This window comes from Stenotrophobium rhamnosiphilum, from assembly GCF_003052265.1.
In the GTDB taxonomy this organism is placed as follows: Bacteria; Pseudomonadota; Gammaproteobacteria; order Nevskiales; family Nevskiaceae; genus Stenotrophobium; species Stenotrophobium rhamnosiphilum.
The window spans coordinates 323,599-344,576 of sequence record NZ_QANS01000001.1 but is presented as its reverse complement, the minus strand read 5'-3'; the positions used below and the strand labels follow the sequence as shown (position 1 = coordinate 344,576).

Below are 20,978 nucleotides of genomic sequence, written 5' to 3'. Positions count from 1 at the left end.
CTTGCGGTCTTGGAACACTAAGGACACTCAGCCGGAGTGCCGCTGATCTTAAACGTACTGCTAATGCCCTCGTAAGGTGTTGGAGCTTGGCTGGCGGAGAGACGAGACACACCGGCATGACGAATGCGATAGGTGCCTGCTGGAGTGTTCATTGGGATCTTCCACAGTGCTTGTGCGGTGGATGACCCCGCCATATTCATCTCGCTATTGAGAAAGCTCGGATTCGAATTCCAGATAAAAGTCAGCTCCGGCCGCCCGTCGGTGGCAACAACGTTCCAAGCGCCTTGAGCGTTCTTTCGCTCAACGTAAAGATAGGACGACATGGTCTTGAGATCGTTGCCAGGGTATCCAGCCACAAAGCTCACATCAACCGTATCGCCCTGGGTGTGATTGGAGAGAACATCGTTAACGACGTTTCCAAAATTGGCTGGCGCATCTACGGTTATCGGCGATGCCGGGCCTGTTGAAGCGCTAGGCGGTGCGATGCCATTGGGCGCTGCCTGATTGTTGGCCATGGTCAGCGCGAGCTTGCGTGATTCCTGCTGCGTCGCGGCCAGCTGCCAAGGACCAAAAGTCGTAGACGCACCTTCATACATCTGCGCGGTGTATTCCTCACGCGTTGCCATATAGCCTTGATAGTCATTTGAGAGGCCAGAAATGACGACTGTGTCGACGCCAACCGGACTCAGTGCATCCAGCACGGTTTTGCGTAGACGACGCGCAGACATCGTCGTAACTTCAAAAGGTATTCCCAGAATCGCTAGATTTCCGATTCTGAAAATCTGGATGGGTATCGGGCTAGCGCTTGGAATCGCACCCGGCAGAGAAATCGGTGAAATGGGCTTCTCAGCTTGGCAACCATATTGCGGCAAGGTGGCGGTGAGCAGACAGAGCGCCGGTGTGAGCGCATCAAATGCGACAACTGCGTTAAACGGCACCTCGATATGACTGTCGTATTTTTCTGCAAGGATGTGGCCCACACCGTTGTACAAACCGTTGTAGCCGTTTCTGACCTGACTGAGATAAGGCGATGGCGCGCTGGCAGCACAGGCATATCCTGCGGCGCCAAAATCCAGGCCATTAACACCGCCGTTCAATTGGCTAATTCCTGCTGCTGACGTGCAGGTTGTTTTTGTCGGCGTATATAAATTAGCTGGCAAGTCTGCGTAGCTAAGGCTCGCAAGCACTACAGGGTCGGTGACCTTGTCCGCGCTGAAATCTGCATTGAAATAACGGTAGTCCACTGGGCCACTGAGCGCACTGCCCTGAGCCATTTGCGTTAAAGCCTGCGCGAGTTGTTTGGTACCAGAAATAGCGGTGGCTTTGGGCATGCCACGCTTATAGCCAGGTTGATTGAAATTGTAAGGATCGTCTGTGCCACCACGAAATTGTATTGGCACACCTTGCCCCGGCCCGTTACCGCCATTCACATCTTTGTCGAAAACGAAAAGATCAGAGATCGAGTCACCTTCATCGGTCTGAGCGAAAGCTGCGACGAAATTATCGGTACCTGAAAGTGGGCCTGCGCCATCAGGGGCGTAAACAGTACCCATCAGTTTTTCGAAACCAAGTGACGCATAACCTTTGCTATCGCTGGACGTCAAAAGATTGTGGTTGCCCATCGAAGTGGGATGCACACCAAACCAATTGATCACACCGACAACGCTGCCGTTATTACGCACGAGATTGAGTTGCAAGAATCGCTTATCGACGTTGGTCTCGCGTCCATCTTGGTTGATGTACGCAGCGCGTTCGGAAGATGAGTTCTGCTGATAACCAGGCGGCGTGCGATTGATGTTCGCATTGAGCAATTGCCCAATGGATAACTTGATGCTTGCGCCTTCTGGATGCGTTTCAAGATTGGCGTGTGCTCTGCGAATTGCTTGAACCACACCGTCAACGATGACCTTGAAATTATCTGCGTCAAAATTGTTGTTGCCGATAACGGCAGAAGTCACCCACAACGCTGGTGTATTAATCAACGAAGGCAGGGTGGCTGACAGATCCGGGAGGCCCAAAGCAATACCAAAGCCACCGCCCGCTGAATGGGTGTGCGTGCCAGAGATCATCAAGTTGTTGCTGTCGTAGTACTGGCTGAGCACGGGATCAGCAGCGATGCGCGCAAGTATGGTTTGTCGTTCGAGAACGGAGACGCCCATGATGTCTTGCGAGATAAACAGCACGCGCTTGCCGTTGCAGGGTGATGCAATCGCGTAGGCGCGCGCATACAAACGTGTGTGAATTCCCTCTGGAACCTGTGGCGGAAAAACGTTCCCATAAAAATCTGCGTGCCCAGTCGGATTGCCGCCGAGAGGGCCGGTAATGTCATAGAGACCGCTGCCGAATTGGTACTGACTATTGCCGCGGCAAGCGCCTGCTGGCTGCGGTCCCGGATTCGTAATCGGCAGTTCAATAGGGCCGGGCGCGTCTGGCTGATGCGTTTTCGTATACGTCACGCCGTTGACCACCAGATCAGAGCTGGCGCCAACTTCAAGATGAGGGCTCTTGAGGATGCACTGCGCGCCGGCTGGCAGCGTTGGGCCTGTGGCTGCTGTCGATGAGCTTGAGCGGCTACATCCAGAAACCAATACGACTCCCGCACTCAACAGAATCCAATGCAACTTGCGCGGTGCGCTGAAGTTGTTCGACATGTTCCCCCACCCCTAATCTGACGACATTCGTTGTCACTTTATATTTGATGACGCGCGTCGTCAAATATGCCGCCGCCTATTGATACTCAAACGTCGGGGTCCTATGCGGTGCGTTCGTTTTGAGGGATGTACTTGATTTACTGCCAAGGCGTCCCATGTTCTTGGGATGACTAAGAAAGCCGTCCCGACGCTGCTGTTCATCAGCGCCCTGCTCCATCTCTATATCGGCCTGCGTTTGCAGCCGGATCTCGCCTTTAGCCCGCTGGCGCAATGGAGCCTGACGGTTTGGCTCGTGATCTCGACGCTGCTGATCCCTGCGCCTTTGTTGGTTCGGCTCTCGCCTATGGGCCGCGCAGGCGATGCAATTGGTTGGATCGGGTATCTGGCGATGGGCGTGTTTTCGTCGCTGTTCGTGCTGACGATCCTGCGCGACCTAACACTCGCCACTAGCGGCCTCATCAACATGCTTAGGCCCGACACCATTGCCATGCTTACGCTGCGCGAAAACTCAGCAGTCGGCGTTATTGCTCTGACAGTTTTCGCCTCGCTGATTGGCGTGTTCAATGCTCGTCGCCTCGCCAAGGTTGTCGAGGTGAATGTTCCCATCGCCAATCTGCCGCAGGCGCTGCAAGGTTTCAGCATCGTGCAGATCAGCGATATTCATGTTGGCCCTACAATCAAGCACGGTTACATCCGCGCGATTGTTGATGCAGTGAACAAGCTCAAACCGGATGTGGTCGCGGTAACTGGCGATATCGTTGATGGCTCCGTCGCGCATTTACGCAAGCATGTGGCACCGCTAGGCGAGTTGTCTGCGCGCCATGGTGTTTACGCGGTGACCGGCAACCACGAGTACTACTCCGGCGCCGACGCATGGGTCGCAGAACTGCGTCGCCTTGGCCTGCATGTGCTGATGAACCAGAACCAAGTGCTGAATCACGATGGTACTAATGTGCTGATTGGTGGTGTCACCGATTACGCCGCGCATAAGTTTGATCCCACTCATAAGAGTGATCCGCTGGCCGCACTGGTCGGTGTGACGCAGGCTATCGCCATCAAAGTGCTGCTGGCGCATCAACCGCGCACGGCACCTGAAGCCGAAGCGGCGGGCTTTGATCTGCAATTGTCTGGCCACACGCACGGCGGTCAGTTTCTGCCTTGGAAGTGGTTTGTGCCGCTACAACAACCCTTTACCGCCGGGCTTCATCGCCTGCGCAAGCTTTGGGTCTATACCAGTCGCGGCACCGGCTACTGGGGGCCGCCGATCCGTTTCGGTGCGCCTTCTGAAATCACGCATTTGAGACTGGTTGCGCAATAGACCCGCATAGGTAAAGCGTCATCATCCAAGCGCAGACATGGGGTACCATGGCTGCAACATCGACGGCAGCAGGACGCTCCTTCGGGGCCGACAACATTGAGCAGCGCTGAAATGGGCTGCCAATATCCATTTCGCTACATTTGCTGCCACTTCACATGCCAACCTCAACGCGGACGGACGCCATTCCTTCACGGTTCCGTGTCAGTTTCTTTCATCCTCGTCACTGGCTGACTTGGCTGGGCATTGGCCTGCTTTGGCTGATTTGTCTGCTGCCGATCCCGCTCGTACTCAGCTTTGGTCGAAAACTCGGCTGGCTTGTTGGCCGCATTCTCAAACGCCGCCGTCACATCACCCGCGTCAATTTGCAGCTTTGCTATCCAGAGCTGACGGATGCTGCACGTGAACGTCTCGTCGACGATCACTTCGAAGCCCTCGGCGCTGGCGTTTTCGAAACCGGGTATGCCGCTTTTGCTTCTGATGCCAGCTTACGCAAGCGTGGCGAACTGATCGGTGTAGAACATCTCGATGCGGCGATGAAGGGCGGCCATGGCGTGCTGCTGCTCACCGGCCACTTCACGACGTTGGAAATGGGCGCACGTTATTTGTGCATCAACAACCGCCCCTTCCACGCGATGTATCGCCCGCTCAACGATGAAGTGCTCGATTACTTCATGCGCAAATGGCGCGAAGGCCGCTCACTGCTGCCTGCGCTGCCGAAATCAGATTTGAAGAAGCTGGTGCGCACGCTGCGTGAAGGCCGCTGCATTTGGTACGGACCTGATCAATCACTGGATAAAGAAGGCGCCGCACATGTGCCCTTCTTCGGCGTGCCAGCTTTAACACTGACGGCAACATCACGACTCGCACACATGGGTCGCGCCAAAGTTGTGCCCTACTTCCCTGCGTTCGTGGATGGACGCTACCGCGTCACCTTCTTGCCTGCGCTTGAAAATTTCCCCGGCGCCTGCGAAATCGAAGACACCAAGCTGATCAACAAGATGCTGGAAGCTGGTGTGCGTTTATCACCCGCACAGTATTTTTGGTCGCATCGTCGCTTCAAACATCCGCCGCCGGGAATGCCTGATCCTTACAAGCGATAAGGGCAAATCTTTATTCGTCGATTTTAAGAACTTGCTCGCTCGGCGCACCGGCTTCTAACTGCCAGGCGCGCATTTCCAGCACACCCTTGATGTTGAGCGAGATCACCAGGTGCAAGCCACCTGCTGACAATTGCGAAGCCTCAGGCACCGCAGGCGAAAGCGGATTCGACCACAGGCGCGCCCACAACTCTGCACCGGCTGGAGGTTCACCTGCGTGATACGACTGCGGTTGCGCAGTGCCGCGCACCCAACCCGTAATTGATTCAGGTTGTGCAATCTGCGCCTCGTGCAGAATTCTGATTGCGAGGCGACGAGGCATTACGAGTTCTTGGTTAGACATCAGTCATTCCCTGCTAATTATTTTTTGCCGCAGACGACGCATTGCGTGTCTGCAGATATTTTAAGTCGACGCCAGCGCATCGATAGCGCATCCCAAGTCATCAGATGAGCTGCATCGTCACCCAGACCCAATAACAACTTCAATGCTGCGAGTGCTTGCAGGCTGCCGATGGTGCCAACGACAGGCCCGAGCACACCCGCTTCTTCGCAGGTCTCTTGCGCTTCGCCAGCATCCGGATACAAGCATGCGTAGCAAGGACCGCCGCGACGCAAATCAAACACTGCGAGCTGGCCTTCAAAACGTATAGCAGCGCCTGACACCAGCGGCTTACGCGCAGCGACACATGCGGCATTCACGGCAAAGCGTGTTGGAAAGTTATCGCTGCAGTCGAGCACGACATCGGCCTGCGCAATCGCTTCAGACCAGTTGGTGTCGTCACGCAGTTCTACTTCGACTTGCGGATTGAGTGCTGCGAGTTGTTCGCGTGCAGCCTCAGTTTTGCTGCGGCCGAGATCGTTCTGACGATACAGAATCTGGCGCTGTAGATTGGTCAAATCAACGCGATCACGATCGGCGAGAATCAAGCGGCCAATGCCTGCGCCTGCGAGATACAGCGCCGCGACTGAGCCCAGGCCACCCACGCCAATCACCAGCGCAGTAGAGTCCTGCAATAGTTGCTGACCATTAACGCCAATCTCGCGTAAAACGATCTGGCGGCTGTAGCGGGCGAAATTACTCATACGCGAATTCTGACATGCACCCTGAGCCCCGGGTAGCCGCGGGCATAAAAAATCCCCCCTTGTGGCACAAGGAGGGACAGTTGTTGCGGGATTAACGATGAGGCTTAGAAAGCCATCGCCATTTCAATGTCCAGTACCTTGCGACGCGCCAGCGCGAGATTGGATTTGCTCTTGTCCAATACTACGTAGAGGAACAGACCCTGCTTCTTCGCCAGTGGACGAATGATGTGGTACTGCTTGCCCAGCGTGATGAGGATGTCTTCGATGCTATCGCTTAGCTTCAGCAATGACATGGTCTTCATCTTGGCACGCACGACTTCTGTGTTACCTGCGGCAGCCACGTCGAGATCGACGCCGGTACCAACGCTACCAAGCATCATGCCGCTATTTGCATCGACCAGCGCGCTGCACATTGCACCGTCAACCGTCATGACTTCAGCAAGCGATTCCTGGATATTCGACATTTTTTCTTCTCCTTAATTGAACTTTTGAATGCGGGGGACCGGAAAGGGAAACTGCAGCCACGGCCGGTGCCGACTGCTACAGGATTAATGATTTCAGGAGCTACTCGACTCCAACGTGGTGGCACACTGCTTGGCCGCCCACAACACCTTGCCGGTCATCGCCATTTCATCGGCGACAACACACAGCACAACGGGCAAATGCTCGCGTCGCACGTCGACCAGCATGATTTTGCCCATGGCGTTTTCGATCAGAACTGAACCACTGCCATTCATCGACAACTCGCGCAGTGCCGCTTGGCCCAGCGCTAATAGAGAACTGGCCAGCGCAGACAAACGCGTCGCCGACATGCGGCCCTCCGCTTGAGCCGACGCTACTTCGAAACCATCAGCAGTAGCCACAACCGCAGCGGTGATACTCGGCACATCATTCATGAGTGTGCGCAGCGCTTCTTCGCAGGTTGCAACGTAGTTGCTCCCAAGAATGTTTAATACGGAACCAGATTTCATCGACTAGATCGTCTCGTAGGCTTCAATTTGCTGAAGCAAAGCTTCCAGCAGCAATAGAACGTCGTCGCGCTTGCGCACGTCGACAGCGAATACCGGCAGACACAGACCGCGGGTTTGCAGTGCTTGGGTGTAGTCGTGAATGCGCGTGGAGCCTTCAGAGCAGCGGCCAACGCCAATCACCATCGACGAATTGCGCGCCAGTTCCTCAAAGGCATCGAGGTAAATTTCCATCTGGGCCACGGCATCATCGCGACTGTTGTCGAGCAAAAGAATCATGCCGAGCGCGCCCTTCATCACGATCTTCCACATGAATTCGAAACGGGTCTGCCCCGGCAAGCCATAGAGTCGCAAGCGCTCGCCACCGTCAAGCAAGGTTTCACCGTAGTCCAAACCGACCGTGGTCTCAGCTTTGCCGTGCTGCGCCCTGTCGATGTTCGCGGCTTCAGTACTCACCGGCACGATGTCGCTGATTGTGCGAATTGCCGTCGTCTTTCCTGCGCCCATGGGTCCTGCAAAAAGTAGTTTCAACTCCTGCGCTGGCATCCTCAGTTGGCTCCAAGAGCCAAAGCTTTGCGAATCCGCTGCAACATGCCACCAGCAATTGATGCTTCTGAATTCATATGGATGTTTGCTGGATTTGCGCGCGATACCGGTTGTGCTTCTTCCAGAAAACCGCACAGCGCACAAGCATTGAGAAAGCCGCTGATGCGCGCCTCCGACATACCTGTCGCAGCCGCCAACTCCGGCGGAGTCAGACTCTTGTGCGTCAACAAAGCAGTGCACTTGATATCGGAACTGCGCCGACCGATCGGGCCAAAATCAGGCCAGCGCTTGAGTTTGTAAGACTTGCGTAGATCCAGTCTGGGCAGAAGACGCGCTTGTGAAGTGCTGACACCGATTGCCCACATTACTGCATCCCAGGGCATACGCTCATGCATCTCTTGTTCCATGTGACGCAGCTTGTCGAGATCAGCGGCCAACAAGGGCTGTAACGTGACGTCTTCCATAATCAATTGCGCGATGCCATCGGCATCCAAAGAACGCGGCCAGTGAATCATCTGTCGCGCTGGATTGATCAATCCAGTTTTATTGCCAACAGTGATCGACACTGCAATGAGATCGCGCGTCTGCATCAGTCCATCAAGACGTTCACATAAGCTCGCATGCTTGGTTGCACCAATCGTGCTCATCGCCGCACTGAGCTGTACGGTCGCAACTTGAAGACAATGCAACAAGCGATCGGCACGCAACGGCAATGTCAGACCGTCTGCGCCAGGATCTTCGGACGAACACGGAATGAAGATGTGCGCACTACGTCCATTCGCCCTCGGCTTTGATTCGCGACGCAGCATCGCCATCGCGAGTGGACTCGCCGGGTTATAAACAATGACATCGGAGTTGATATCTTCAGAATGCTGCCAAGATCCCGAAGTCTTGTTCTTGAGAATGCCCAACAGCGACTTCAGCGATACCTCGACATGACCTTCCAGTCCGATGCAGGCCAGTGAGTAGGTCGTGCCTTCTTTAGATGAGCTTTTGAACATATGCCGATCTCCATATCTTGAATGCACCTTGTCGCAATGTCGTCGTTGAAGACCGACATAACGCGGTAGCAATTACTATGGAGGCATTGTTCAGGACATCGCTTCAGTCAGTCGTCAAAGACCGATAGTCGGTAGGAAATTTCCGAATAGCGTGGCCGCGGCTGTACAAGCCGGGAATGAACGTAGCGATAAGTCAGATAAACGGTAGTAGGCGCAATAGCCCACCACTCGGTACTCAGTTGATGCAGCCACCGCTACAACGTTCATGACCGCCAAGATCAATACGTGATTCGATCTGTGTGAAGCCTGCCTGTGCCAGCAATTCACGCACAGCGGGAGCTTGATCGTAGCCATGCTCCAATAAGAGCCAGCCACCGGGCAATAAATGCGCTGGAGCACCAGCAATAATTTCGCGAATGGCGTTGAGGCCGTCGCCGCCATCGGTCAATGCCATCAGCGGCTCATGACGCAGAGCTTGCAAATGTGTATCGCCCAGCGTGATGTAAGGCGGGTTGGATACGATCAAGTTGCACTGTTCGCCTTCCAGCGCTTGCAGCCAGCAACCATTGCGCATACTCACACGCTGCAAGCCTAGCTGACGCGCGTTGTCGCGTGCGATGGCGAGTGCGGCGTCGGAAAAATCGGTGGCGATAACTTTTGCGTCAGGACGCTCAGTCGCAATCGACAAAGCAATCGCACCACTACCTGTCCCCAGATCAGCGATACGTGGCTCGCGTTGATCGCGCACCACTTCGAGCGCCCATTCCACCAACAATTCAGTCTCAGGTCGCGGCACTAAAACACCGGGGCCAACTTTGAGCGTCAATGTCCAGAAGCCTTTTTCACCGGTGAGATAAGCCACTGGCTCTTGCTTGGCACGACGCGCAACCAATTTGTCGAAGCTTGCTTTGGTCGCAGCATCAATCGATTCATTCATACGCATGAAAATCTGCGCGCGATTAAATCCGGTGACATGCCCGAGTAGCAGCTCAGCATCAAGACGCGCGCTATCACTGATCGGTTCGATCAAAGCCTGCGCTGCCATCAATGCTTGGCCAATATTCATCGCCAAAATTGCTCGCTCTTACTCGCCAATTTCCGCCAGCAACTCCGCCTGATGCTCAGCCAGCAATGGCTTGATCACCGGATCTAGATCGCCCATCACGATGCGCTCCAACTGATACAGCGTCAGGTTGATGCGGTGATCGGTGACACGACCTTGCGGGTAGTTGTACGTACGAATGCGTTCGGAGCGATCGCCGCTGCCGACGAGTTTCTTACGCGTCGCCGCCATTTCACTTTCTTGCTTGCTGCGCTTGGCATCGAGCAAACGTGAACCCAACAACGCCATCGCTTTCGCGCGGTTCTTATGTTGGCTGCGTTCTTCTTGGCATTCCACCACCACGCCGGTTGGAACGTGCGTGATACGGATTGCCGATTCGGTTTTATTAACGTGCTGACCACCGGCGCCGGAGGCGCGATAGGTATCAACCTTTAAATCCGCAGGATTGATATCAATCTGCGCTTCTTCAATTTCCGGCAGCACTGCAACGGTTGCAGCAGAGGTATGAATACGGCCCTGCGTTTCTGTTTCTGGCACGCGCTGCACGCGATGCGCGCCCGATTCAAACTTGAGCACCGAGTACGCGCCGAAACCTTCGATGCGTGAAATCACTTCACGAAATCCGCCGTGCTCGCCTTCGTTCATCGACAGCACTTCAATCTTCCAACCCAAGAACTCGGCGTACTTGGAATACATGCGGAACAAATCGCCCGCGAAGATCGCCGCTTCATCGCCGCCTGTACCTGCGCGAATTTCCAAGAAGACGTTATTGCCATCGAGGGGATCTTTCGGAACCAGATGGCCCTGCAAATCTTTTTCCAGCTGCGCTTGTCGCTCGCGCGCCACCGGCAATTCGGAATCCGCCATGTCGCGTAGCTCGCGATCCGGATCAGACTGCATCTGTTCGAGACTTTTGATCTCATCAGCGATGGCCAAAAAAGCTGAGAAGGTTTCAGACAAAGGGCCGAGCTGCGCGTATTCCTGCGACATGCGCCGGAATTTGTCGTTGTTATTGATGACTTCCGGCGTCGACATTTCGCCCGCGATTTCTTCGCGGCGGTCGGCCAGTTGCTGGAGCTTGGTGAGAAAACTTTCTTTCATATCGTTCCTGCCTTCATCGCATCAGGAGACGAGAACAGAATGAAAGATGAAGGCGGAATATCGCCCACTTTCAGTCGCTCCCTCTCCCGCTTGGGAGAGGGATTTGTCTAATTTTCGGAGTCTGGGAGGCCGTACAGCTTGCGCGCAGCATTGAGCAGCAACGCTTGCTCCACCGCACCGGCGTGACGCAGCGCCTGACTGGGCGCGTGCATCAGTTTGTTGCTGAGCGTGTCAGCGAGGAAATTCATTACGTCTTCTGGCGCTTCACCAGAGGCGAGACGGCGACGTGCTTTTTCCAACACGTCATCACGTTGCGTACGTGCATGTGCACGCAGTTGCGAAATGGTGGCGGCAGCGTCGCGGCCTTCCAACCAATGGCTGAATTCCTGTGCGTATTCGCGCACCAGCACTTCCGCCTGCTGCGCTGATGCTTCACGCAGTTTCATATTTTCTTCGATGACCGAGCGCAGATCATCAACGGTGTAGAGATAAACGTCTTCCATCTTGCCGATGCGTGGATCGATATCGCGTGGCACGGCAAGATCAATCATGAACACCGGTTTACGGCGACGGCGCTTGCCGGCAGCGAGTTCCATCACCGAATGTTCCAGCACATAACCGCTGGCGGCGGTGCTGGAGATGATCAGATCAGCATTGCCGATATGACCCGACAGATCATTGAGGCTGATCGCATAACCGCGAACTTCGCGTGCGAGTTTTTCTGCGCGCTCAAGGCTGCGGTTGGCGACGACAATATGACCGATGCCATGCTGATTGAGATAACGCGCAATCAGCTGAATCATTTCGCCCGCACCGATCAGCAGCGCGGTTTGTTCGTGCAGGTCAGCAAAGATGCGCTTGGACATCTGTACGGCGGCATAAGCCATCGACACCGGATGCGCGCCAACCTGAGTCTCATTGCGGACCAATTTGGCGACAGCGAATGAGTGCTGGAACAGCCGCGACAGAACCGGACCGAGCGAGCGTGTTTCATTGGCCACCGCAAAAGACTGCTTCATCTGACCCAGAATCTGCGGCTCGCCGATCACCATCGAATCCAGACCCGACGCCACGCGCAAGCTGTGCGTGATGCTGCCGTTGTCGCGATGGGTATAAAGGAATTTTTCGAGATAGCCTTCAGGGGCCTGACGCTCGCGGCGCCACCAGTCCAGAATCCGGCGCTCTTCATCGAGCGCTGCCACCGCCATGATTTCGGTGCGGTTGCAGGTCGAAATGATCGCGGCTTCATCAACACCCGGCAGCGCGCGCAGGCGGGTTAGCGCCAGCGACAGGTCGCTTTCGGCGAACGCCAAGCGCTCACGCGCCTCGACGGGCGCGTTGTGATGGGACAAGCCTAGAGTGATCAGTGCCATTCAGATGCAATTTTCCGGCATGGCCACCCTAGGCACAAGCGAAGTCGCAAATTTCTTATGCGTGCGTCATTTAAGGTTGATCAGCACCTGGTTCTATTAATGCGGCTATATTAATTTATAATTAATACTTTATAACTTATGCATTTATGAAATCTAAGCGCTCGTGCAATGCATGGCGGCGCTTATGAGCGCATCGTTCGTACATAAGCGCACTGCGAAACTGAACCGCAGTGTGATAGAAAGGTCTTTAAACGTAGATATCTAATTTCGGCACGCCCTCAGTGAATTCCACACCAATCTTTCGCCCATTCGTTCGCCCATTCGCTCTGACGCTGATTGCAGCCGCACTCACGCTCGCAGGCGCCACTGCGCATGCCGCAGATGCCAGCAAGAAAGCGGAGATGGACGCACAAGTGCACATCATGACGGGCGAAATGGCGGCTGGACGCGATCAGCCGGCCCTCGCCGCCAGCGAGTTTCTGAAAGCGCTGGAGACGATCAAAGACCCGGATCTGGCGAATCGCGCCACTTCGCTGGCGCTGAGCGCGCAGGACGCCGATCTCAGTCTGGCGACCGCAAAGCGTTGGTTAGAACTGGAACCCAATGCTCAGGAAGCACGCGAAGTGATTGCGCGTGTTTCGCTGCTCAAAGGCGACACGGCAGAAGCCTATAAACAATGTGAGGCCATCATCACCGGCGTGGCTGGCGGCGAAGACGACGGCTTTATGCAGATCGCGCGTCTGCTCAGCTTGGCCAATGAGTCACAAGCTGACAATGCACTTAAAGTAATGAATCAATTGGTCGTGAAGTGGCCACAGTCGGCTGCTGCTCACCATGCACGCAGCTTGTTGGAACTGCGCTTCAATAGAAATGCGCTGGCCTATACCTCGGCACAACAAGCCATTCATCTAGACCCGCTAAACAAAGAACATCGCATGCTGCTGGTTGGCGTGCTGGTGAAGCAGGGCAAGATTGCCGAGGCCGATGAGCAGTTCGAACAAACGGTCAAAGACGATCCAAAGATCACCGAAATGCGCATGGGCTACGCCAAGCTGCTGTTGGAGTCTGATCAGCGTGATGCGGCTCGCGTGCAAATTCGTCTCGTACTCAAAGACAAACCCGACCATATTGATGCGCACTACGCGCTGGGCGTGATGGCCTTCAACGATCGTGATTACGACGAAGCCGAGCAAGAGTACAAGCGCCTGCTGAACACCAAGCGCAGCATCGACGCCGCCTATCAATTGGGCCGCGTTGAAGAAGCGCGCAAGAACTACGCGCAAGCGCTGAACTGGTACGAGCAAGTCACCAAGGGTGAAGTGGCGATTGATGCCGTCGTGCGTCGCGCCTATGTCTTGGCTCAGGTCAAACAGTTGGATGCTGCGCAATCATTAATGGTGCAGCTGCGCGATGAACTGCCGCAGTTTGAACAACGCTTTTATCTGGCCGAAGGCGACCTGCTGCTGAGCGCTGGCGAAAACGATCGCGCGCTCAAGCTATATAACGAATCGCTGACAGCGCTGCCCGATGACATCGACCTGCTCTACGGTCGCTCATTGGTTTATGAGCGCACTGGCAAGATTGAACAGGCCGAAAAAGATCTGCGCGCCATGCTCGCCAAAGACGCCGACGACTCGCGCGCGATGAACGCGCTCGGTTATATGTTGACCGTGCACACTCAACGTTACGAAGAAGCCAACAAGCTGATTAGTCGCGCGCTGGAGATTTCGCCGAATGATCCTGCTGTCATGGACAGCTTGGGATGGGTGCAATTCAAGCTCGGCAAAAAAGATGAAGCACGCGCAACGCTGCAAAAAGCGTTCGATAAATTCCCTGATCCTGAAGTCGCCGCACATCTGGGTGAAGTACTGTGGTCACTGGGAGAAAAAGAGAAGGCCCGCGCGCTATGGGATCAAGCGATGCAGCAATCGCCTGACGCTACCGCGCTGCGCGCAACCATCGATCGCCTGACAAAATAAGTGCACGGACTAAAAGTCCGTCATTAAACTATCAATGAAGTCGCGTTTAATAATGACAATGGCAGCGCTCACGCTGCTGGGAGGATGCGCCGGCATGGTGCGTAAGAACGAACCAAAAACTGCAGAAGACCATTGGGACGTCCGCAGCGAACAACTGCAGAAGATCGATCGTTTTCTGATGCAGGCGCGCGGCTCTTATGGTCGCTTGGTGCCTGTTAAAACTGATTTGCGCTGGCAGCAAAATGCTGACGGCAGTTTTGACCTGCGTGTCGCCGGTCCTTTTGGCATTGGCGCAACAACCATCACCGGCACGCCCGATAACGTACAAGTGCGTTCGCGCGGCAACACTTATCAAAGCAACAATCCTGAGCAGTGGATTCAAGACAAGATGGGCTGGACGCTGCCGCTAGCGGGTCTGCGCTTCTGGATTTTGGGTATGCCCTCGCCGCACTCCGATGCCGACATTGATCTGGATCGCGAAGGTCGCGTGCTGACGCTTGAGCAAGATGGCTGGACGCTCAACTACACCGAATATCAAAAAGCAGGCAGCCACCAACTGCCGCGCAAGTTCGATGTCAGCAACTCAGACGTCAAACTCAAAATCGTTGTGGATTCTTGGAACGACCTGCCATAAGCAAAGTGCCGAGCACCCTTAACGATGCCCAACTTCCCCTTCACTACTGAATTTCCTTGGCCCGCACCGGCCAAGTTGAACCTGTTCCTGCATGTGATCGGGCGACGCGCGGATGGTTATCACAATCTGCAGACCGTCTTTCAGTTTCTGGATTTTGGCGACAGCCTGTTTTTTGTGCCGCGCGGCGATGGCGTAATCCGCCGCACCGATGGCCCCGCTGACATTCCGGAAGACCAGGATTTAGTGGTGCGCGCGGCGCACGCATTAAAGAGTGCCAGCGGCGCCGGCTTGGGCGCTGACATTGCAGTCACTAAGCGCATCCCGATGGGTGGCGGTCTTGGCGGCGGTTCGTCCGATGCTGCGACCACACTCGTGGCGCTCAATCGCTTATGGAATATCGGACTCACTATTGATGAGTTAGCCACTATCGGCCTCAAGCTCGGCGCTGATGTTCCGGTGTTTGTGCGCGGCCTTGCGGCTTGGGCTGAGGGCGTCGGCGAACATCTGCGCCCACTGAATCTGCCGGAACCCTATTATTTAGTGGTGACACCGCCAGTCGCCGTCAGCACTGGTGAAATTTTCAGCGCTCCCGAATTGCCGCGCGCCAGCGAGCCGATTACGGCCGAAGCATTTTTAGGCGGCGAAGGCCAAAACGACTGCGAAGCTGTGACCTGCGCGCGCTATCCGCTGGTGCGCGAAGCGCTGGATTGGCTGCGTCAATTTGGCCCGGCGCGCATGTCGGGCACCGGCGCATCGGTGTTTTTGGCCTGCCCTTCTCGCGCTGAGGCCCGGGGCCTGCAAGACCAAGTTCCCAAAGGATGGCACTCATTTGTTGCGGCGGGACTCAACCAATCGCCATTGGGCACGCTGGCTTAGAGCTAAAATTTTTTCGCGAGAGCGCGAACAAGGGGCGCATTTCGGGATTCACTAGGTATAATGCGCGCCGCTTAAGACGGTCGCTGTATTGGGGAGTCGCCAAGTGGTAAGGCAGCGGGTTTTGATCCCGCCATTCCCAGGTTCGAATCCTGGCTCCCCAACCATCTTTTCGTTTAAGCGCATTGATCACGATCAAACAACTTGGCACGGATAAGCTCAAGTTGTTGTGGCCTGAGCCAGCTTTGCCTTTTCGCTAAACCTTCACGATTTATACGAGACCGCATATGAGCGACTCCAAGCTGATGCTCTTTTCGGGCAATGCCTGTCCCAAACTTGCCCAGGACATCGCCGGTTACTTGAAGCTGCCACTAGGCCAGGCTTCGGTAGGTCGCTTCTCCGATGGTGAAGTCCAGGTTGAAATTCTTGAGAACGTGCGCGGTCGCGACGTTTTCGTTATTCAATCCACCTGCGCACCCACCAACGACAACCTCGTTGAACTGCTGATGATGCTGGACGCTCTGCGTCGCGCATCAGCCGGTCGCCTCACCGCTGTTATTCCTTACTTTGGCTATGGCCGTCAGGATCGCCGCCCACGCAGCGCGCGCGTACCGATCTCCGCCAAGGTTGTTGCCGACATGATCTCGCTCGGTGGCGCCAACCGCGTACTCACGGTTGACCTGCACGCTGACCAAATTCAAGGCTTCTTCGACATTCCAGTCGACAACGTTTACTCCTCACCTGTACTGCTCGGCGACATCTGGCGCCAGAAGTACGAAAACCTGATCGTGGTTTCACCTGACGTTGGCGGCGTGGTCCGCGCCCGCGCAGTGGCCAAGCGCCTCGACGACGCTGATCTGGCGATCATCGACAAACGCCGCCCGAAGGCGAACGAATCAAAAGTGATGAACATCATCGGCGACGTTGCCGGCAAAACCTGCGTCATGGTTGATGACATGGTCGACACCGCTGGCACGCTGTGCAAAGCAGCCGCCGCACTGAAAGAACACGGCGCAGTCAAAGTTGTCGCCTACGTTACCCACCCAGTTCTTTCTGGCCCAGCCGTCAGCAACATCACCAACTCGCAGCTCGACGAACTGGTCGTTACCGATTCGATTCCACTCTCGGCCGCTGCAGCCAAGTGCCCAAAGATTCGCCAGATTTCAATTGGCGGTCTGCTCTCAGAAACCATCCGCCGCATCAGCGCGGAAGAATCGGTTAGCTCGCTCTATATTGATTGAGAGCCAAGATATGCGGGGCTGTACTTCAGCCCCGAACGACTGAAGTCGATTTAAAAGCTGCTTAAAGCGGCTTTTTTATTGCCTGCAAGAAACCCTCGCGCATAGTTACTCGGTTTTGCAGCCCCGCGCACAGCCCACATCTTCTCTACAGGCTTGGTACGACAGAGTCTTGTATGGTCGTTCCATGCAGTACGACTCATAAGTCGCGCTGCTGTGAAGCGTCGGAAGGAACTGACCTGACCGGATTTTCAGCACGATTTCACAAAATCGTCCGGGCATAAAAACAAGGCCCCATGCCAGTTGGGGATATCAGTCGGCTAGCGAGCTGAGTCCACAGGTTTGCAGGATGTGCTGGGCATAGCTGCGCTGACTTCCTTTCACCTATCGCGCAGGGAAACTCTCATGAAAAGAATGATACTTATCATCACAATACCCGCCATGCTGGCTAGCGCTTTAACAGCTTGCGATGGCGACGATAGTTTGAACATGCCTCCAGCGGCCAAACTAGCCACAACCAACGAAGTCGCGTTTCTATTTGCTGCCTACCAGATTACAAGGAAGGCTCCAGAATATGGTTTCGACTTCCATAATCGAGCCACGCAGCCCACGCCGGTGTGTGACAACGGCCCCACCGGCACCGTCAGCTTTAAACCGAACACCACTACTCCCGACAGCAATGATGGTGAGGCTGTATTCAGCCAATGCCTCGTTGGTGTTGGAACAAGGGATGAAGTAGCAACTGGCAGAACGACGCTTAAGTGCGGCGCCGGAGATACCCAATGCAATACAGCATCGATCGAATTCTCCGATAGCGTCAACGGCGCTAGAACATTTGATTTCGATACGACCGATAGCACCAGCAGCCCGCCACTGGATGCGTCATGGAAAGTGAAGGGCGTATTCCCTTATGGCCCCAATATGTACAAAGACCAGGAGGGCACGATCACTTTTACCGACAACATCAATCGATACGCCATTCCTAACTTCGGTATCGCGGTGGTTTTTGACCATGTGGACCGTAGCAAAACAGAAGGCCGATTCGGCGTGATCTCTACTCCTAACGACTGCCCTTCTGGCAGTGTGTCGGCCAGCAGCGACCCAGCCGACCCAAGAACGATCACCCTGACCGGCTCTGATGGCAAACAGGCAACCGTTGTTGCAAACATCAACGGCAGCGCCGTTGTCACCTTGGCCGATGGAACAACACGCACTTACTCGGCAGGCGTAATGAGCTACCCGCAACAACTTTGCGCGAATGCGGCCCTCCCTTAACTGAGCAAGCTCTATAAGCGGCGGCTATTGTGCCGCCGCTTTTTTGCATTGAGCCCCAAAAAAGCTTCACTTGTTCTGATTTTTAGCAGTGGCCAAAGCCCTTCGAAAGGTCAAAGTAAATTATTGTTCTATTCTTCATAGTTCAATAATTTATAACATCGTGATGGACGATTAAGCATCACTCGAATCCGCCCCAAAAGGCATCTGAAACAGCTATTTCCCCTCGCAGCCAGCTTTGCGCAATAGCCCCGCGACCGGTAGAATGCGCGCCCCTTCGTGCCTGGTCGCGGGCGCGGGGTTCATTTATCGGAGAGTTATTGTGAAAACGAATTTCGTAGTTAATGCCGAAGCACGTACGCTGCAAGGAACGGGTGCGAGCCGCCGTCTGCGTCGTACGGGTAAGGTTCCTGCCATCATTTATGGTGGTAAGGATGCCGCTGTATCCGTGTCACTCGACCACAACGAACTGTGGAACCACCTCAAGACTGAAGCGTTCTACTCGCACATTCTGACCCTGAAGCTCAACGGCGCGGATCAGCAGGTTGTGTTGAAGGACATGATGCGTCATCCAGTTAAGGACACCATCCTGCACCTCGACCTTCAGCGCGTTCTGGCTGACGTTCTGTTGCGCATGCACGTTCCCCTTCACTTCACCGGCTCGGAAGTTGCTCCTGGCGTGAAGGTTGGCGGCGGCATCGTTGAGCACCACCTCAACCAGGTTGAAGTTGAGTGCTTGCCTAAGGATCTGCCTGAGTTCATCGAAGTTGATCTGTCGAAGCTGGAACTGAACGACATCGTTCACCTCTCGCAGCTCAAGCTGAGCGCTGGCGTTGAGCTGGTTCAGCTCAAGCATGACAACGACCAGTCGGTTGCTGCTCTGCACTTGCCACGCGCTGCTGCAGCTGAAGAAGTTGCTGCTGCTCCAGTTGCTGCTGACGTGCCTGCTGCAAACCAGAAGGCTCCAGTTGCTGCCGCTGCTGCTCCTGCCAAGAAGGACGCGAAGAAGAAGTAATTCTTCTCGATGCGAATCAGCCCCGTCCGCCTGCGCAAGTGGCCGGACGGGGTTTTCGTTTAGACCGACAGAAAAATGTCCTCGAATCTTCGCGCGATCATCGGCCTCGGCAATCCCGGTTCCGAATACGAACGCACCCGCCACAACGCGGGTTTTTGGTTTGTGGATCAACTCGCGGCTGCCGAACGCACCAGCTTTCGTGCAGAGTCGAAGTTTCAAGGCGAGTTGGCACGCATCAAATGTGGCGGCGCAGATTTGTTGTTGTTCAAACCGATGACGTTCATGAATCGCAGCGGCGAGCCCGCGCAGAAGCTCGCACAGTTCTACAAGCTCACACCCGCAGACATTCTGATCGCACACGATGAACTGGATCTGCCCGCAGGCACCGTGCGCATGAAAGCCGGTGGCGGTCACGGCGGTCACAACGGCTTGCGTTCATTGCATCAACATTTCGGCCCGGATTATTTGCGTCTCCGCGTTGGCATCGGCCATCCCGGTCACAAAGATTTGGTCCACAACTACGTACTCGGCCGCGCTAACAAAGCGGACGAGCAATTGATCAACGATTCGTTGATCTCGGCGGCAGCGGCGATTCCAGTCTGGCTAACACAGAACTGGGAAAAAGCCGTGCACCAACTGCATAGCAACAAATAGAGAAAATACATGGGCATCAAATGCGGAATTGTCGGTCTCCCTAACGTTGGCAAGTCGACATTGTTCAACGCGCTGACCAAGGCGCAGATCGCTGCAGAAAATTATCCTTTCTGCACCATCGACCCGAACGTTGGCGTGGTCGGCGTACCTGACCCTCGCCTTGATGCGCTGTCACTGATCGTCAAGCCGCAGCGCGTGTTGCCTGCGAGCGTTGAGTTCGTTGATATCGCCGGCCTCGTTGAAGGCGCTAGCGAAGGCAAAGGCAAAGGCAACGCATTCCTCTCGCACATCCGCGAGACCGACGCGATTGCTCACGTTGTGCGTTGCTTCGTTGATGACGACGTCATTCACGTGATGGATAGCGTTGATCCAATCCGCGATATCGAAGTCATCGGCACCGAACTCGCACTCGCCGATCTTGAGCGCGTCACCAAATCACTTGAGCGCTCTGCCAAGCTCGCCAAGAGCGGCAACGCTGAACACATCGCCCGTGTCGCCTGCCTTACGCGCGTACAAGCGCATCTGGATGCTGGCAACGCTGTGCGCAGCATGACCTTCGACGAGAACGAAAAAATCATCGTCAAAGAATTGCAGCTGATCACCGCCAAGCCCGGCCTCTACATCACCAACGTCGATGAAGCCGGTCTCGGTGGCAACGAATACGTTGATCGCGTAAAAGCACTGGCAGCGAAAGAGAACGCCACAGTCGTCATCGTCTGCGCGCAGATTGAAGCTGAAATTGCACAGCTTGAAGAAGCTGACAAAAAAGACTTCCTCGATTCTCTCGGCCTTGAAGAGCCGGGCCTCAACCGCGTGATCCGCAGCGCTTACGATCTACTCGGCCTGCAAACCTACTTCACCGCCGGCGTACAAGAAGTTCGCGCATGGACAGTGAAGGTCGGCGCCACCGGCCCACAAGCCGCAGGCGTGATTCACACCGACTTCGAAAAAGGCTTTATCCGCGCAGAAGTCATTGCTTACAACGACTACATCCAGTTCAAGGGTGAAGCTGGCGCAAAGGAAGCTGGCAAATGGCGCTTGGAAGGCAAGGAATACATCGTGCAGGAAGGCGATGTGATGCACTTCCGATTTAACGTCTAAGCGAAATCTTC

The 20,978-nt window shown here is 55.1% G+C and carries 20 protein-coding genes and 1 tRNA gene; 11 read left to right on the top strand and 10 right to left on the bottom strand.

The window, feature by feature from the left end; translation table 11 throughout:
• Positions 1-17: 17 nt before the first annotated feature.
• Entirely contained in the window at positions 18-2,651 is a 2,634-nt protein-coding gene (locus CJD38_RS01625) for a neutral/alkaline non-lysosomal ceramidase N-terminal domain-containing protein (protein WP_107938546.1), read from the bottom strand.
• 166 nt (positions 2,652-2,817) lie between these two features.
• On the opposite strand from CJD38_RS01625, the gene CJD38_RS01620 reads away from it, so the two are divergent.
• Both CJD38_RS01620 and CJD38_RS01615 read left to right on the top strand, forming a co-directional pair.
• Positions 2,818-3,969 carry a metallophosphoesterase gene (locus tag CJD38_RS01620; RefSeq protein ID WP_107938545.1) on the top strand — a complete coding sequence of 384 codons (1,152 nt, stop codon included), beginning with the start codon at positions 2,818-2,820 and terminating at the stop codon, positions 3,967-3,969.
• A 155-nt stretch (positions 3,970-4,124) separates the two neighbouring features.
• Entirely contained in the window at positions 4,125-5,069 is a 945-nt protein-coding gene (locus tag CJD38_RS01615) for an LpxL/LpxP family acyltransferase (protein WP_107938544.1), read from the top strand.
• 10 nt (positions 5,070-5,079) lie between these two features.
• Here the strand turns inward: CJD38_RS01615 and CJD38_RS01610 are convergent, their stop codons facing one another.
• The 9 genes from CJD38_RS01610 to hemA form a co-directional block, all read right to left on the bottom strand.
• Positions 5,080-5,409 carry a hypothetical protein gene (locus CJD38_RS01610; protein WP_107938543.1) on the bottom strand — a complete coding sequence of 110 codons (330 nt, stop codon included), beginning with the start codon at positions 5,407-5,409 and terminating at the stop codon, positions 5,080-5,082.
• A gap of 17 nt (positions 5,410-5,426) precedes the next feature.
• Positions 5,427-6,149: a HesA/MoeB/ThiF family protein gene (locus CJD38_RS01605; protein WP_107938542.1), complete on the bottom strand. Its 723-nt coding sequence runs from the start codon at positions 6,147-6,149 to the stop codon at positions 5,427-5,429.
• A gap of 104 nt (positions 6,150-6,253) precedes the next feature.
• Entirely contained in the window at positions 6,254-6,613 is a 360-nt protein-coding gene (locus CJD38_RS01600) for a hypothetical protein (RefSeq protein ID WP_107938541.1), read from the bottom strand.
• A 93-nt stretch (positions 6,614-6,706) separates the two neighbouring features.
• A complete protein-coding gene (locus CJD38_RS01595) occupies positions 6,707-7,120 on the bottom strand; it encodes a roadblock/LC7 domain-containing protein (protein WP_107938540.1) in 414 nt (137 codons plus the stop codon).
• 3 nt (positions 7,121-7,123) lie between these two features.
• A complete protein-coding gene (locus CJD38_RS01590; protein ID WP_240625578.1) occupies positions 7,124-7,624 on the bottom strand; it encodes a GTP-binding protein in 501 nt (166 codons plus the stop codon).
• A 41-nt stretch (positions 7,625-7,665) separates the two neighbouring features.
• Complete coding sequence (locus CJD38_RS01585; RefSeq protein ID WP_107938538.1) at positions 7,666-8,664, bottom strand: hypothetical protein; 999 nt, start codon at positions 8,662-8,664, stop codon at positions 7,666-7,668.
• 235 nt (positions 8,665-8,899) lie between these two features.
• The gene (gene prmC, locus CJD38_RS01580; protein ID WP_107938537.1) at positions 8,900-9,730 is read right to left on the bottom strand and encodes a peptide chain release factor N(5)-glutamine methyltransferase; all 831 of its coding nucleotides are present in this window, start codon (positions 9,728-9,730) and stop codon (positions 8,900-8,902) included.
• A gap of 18 nt (positions 9,731-9,748) precedes the next feature.
• Positions 9,749-10,828, bottom strand: a complete 1,080-nt coding sequence (prfA, locus tag CJD38_RS01575; protein WP_107938536.1) for a peptide chain release factor 1 — start codon at positions 10,826-10,828, stop codon at positions 9,749-9,751.
• A gap of 107 nt (positions 10,829-10,935) precedes the next feature.
• A complete protein-coding gene (gene hemA, locus CJD38_RS01570) occupies positions 10,936-12,201 on the bottom strand; it encodes a glutamyl-tRNA reductase (RefSeq protein ID WP_107938535.1) in 1,266 nt (421 codons plus the stop codon).
• Between the two features lie 281 nt (positions 12,202-12,482).
• Here hemA and CJD38_RS01565 point away from each other — a divergent pair, with 281 nt between their 5' ends.
• The 9 genes from CJD38_RS01565 to ychF all read left to right on the top strand — a co-directional run bounded on the left by CJD38_RS01565 (position 12,483) and on the right by ychF (position 20,967).
• Positions 12,483-14,180 carry a tetratricopeptide repeat protein gene (locus tag CJD38_RS01565; RefSeq protein WP_107938534.1) on the top strand — a complete coding sequence of 566 codons (1,698 nt, stop codon included), beginning with the start codon at positions 12,483-12,485 and terminating at the stop codon, positions 14,178-14,180.
• A gap of 52 nt (positions 14,181-14,232) precedes the next feature.
• Positions 14,233-14,814 carry a lipoprotein insertase outer membrane protein LolB gene (gene lolB / locus CJD38_RS01560; protein ID WP_161554126.1) on the top strand — a complete coding sequence of 194 codons (582 nt, stop codon included), beginning with the start codon at positions 14,233-14,235 and terminating at the stop codon, positions 14,812-14,814.
• Positions 14,815-14,838: 24 nt separating this feature from the next.
• Positions 14,839-15,690: a 4-(cytidine 5'-diphospho)-2-C-methyl-D-erythritol kinase gene (gene ispE, locus CJD38_RS01555; RefSeq protein ID WP_107938532.1), complete on the top strand. Its 852-nt coding sequence runs from the start codon at positions 14,839-14,841 to the stop codon at positions 15,688-15,690.
• An 89-nt stretch (positions 15,691-15,779) separates the two neighbouring features.
• Positions 15,780-15,854 (top strand) — tRNA-Gln (locus tag CJD38_RS01550).
• A 120-nt stretch (positions 15,855-15,974) separates the two neighbouring features.
• Entirely contained in the window at positions 15,975-16,928 is a 954-nt protein-coding gene (locus CJD38_RS01545; protein ID WP_107938531.1) for a ribose-phosphate diphosphokinase, read from the top strand.
• A 402-nt stretch (positions 16,929-17,330) separates the two neighbouring features.
• Complete coding sequence (locus tag CJD38_RS01540) at positions 17,331-18,200, top strand: hypothetical protein (RefSeq protein ID WP_107938530.1); 870 nt, start codon at positions 17,331-17,333, stop codon at positions 18,198-18,200.
• A 319-nt stretch (positions 18,201-18,519) separates the two neighbouring features.
• Positions 18,520-19,212 (top strand): 50S ribosomal protein L25/general stress protein Ctc, encoded by a 693-nt coding sequence (locus tag CJD38_RS01535; RefSeq protein WP_240625576.1) that lies wholly within the window; start codon positions 18,520-18,522, stop codon positions 19,210-19,212.
• Positions 19,213-19,287: 75 nt separating this feature from the next.
• Positions 19,288-19,866, top strand: coding sequence for an aminoacyl-tRNA hydrolase (pth, locus tag CJD38_RS01530; protein WP_107938528.1), 579 nt, complete (start codon positions 19,288-19,290; stop codon positions 19,864-19,866).
• A gap of 9 nt (positions 19,867-19,875) precedes the next feature.
• Entirely contained in the window at positions 19,876-20,967 is a 1,092-nt protein-coding gene (ychF, locus tag CJD38_RS01525; protein ID WP_107938527.1) for a redox-regulated ATPase YchF, read from the top strand.
• Positions 20,968-20,978 lie beyond the last annotated feature (11 nt).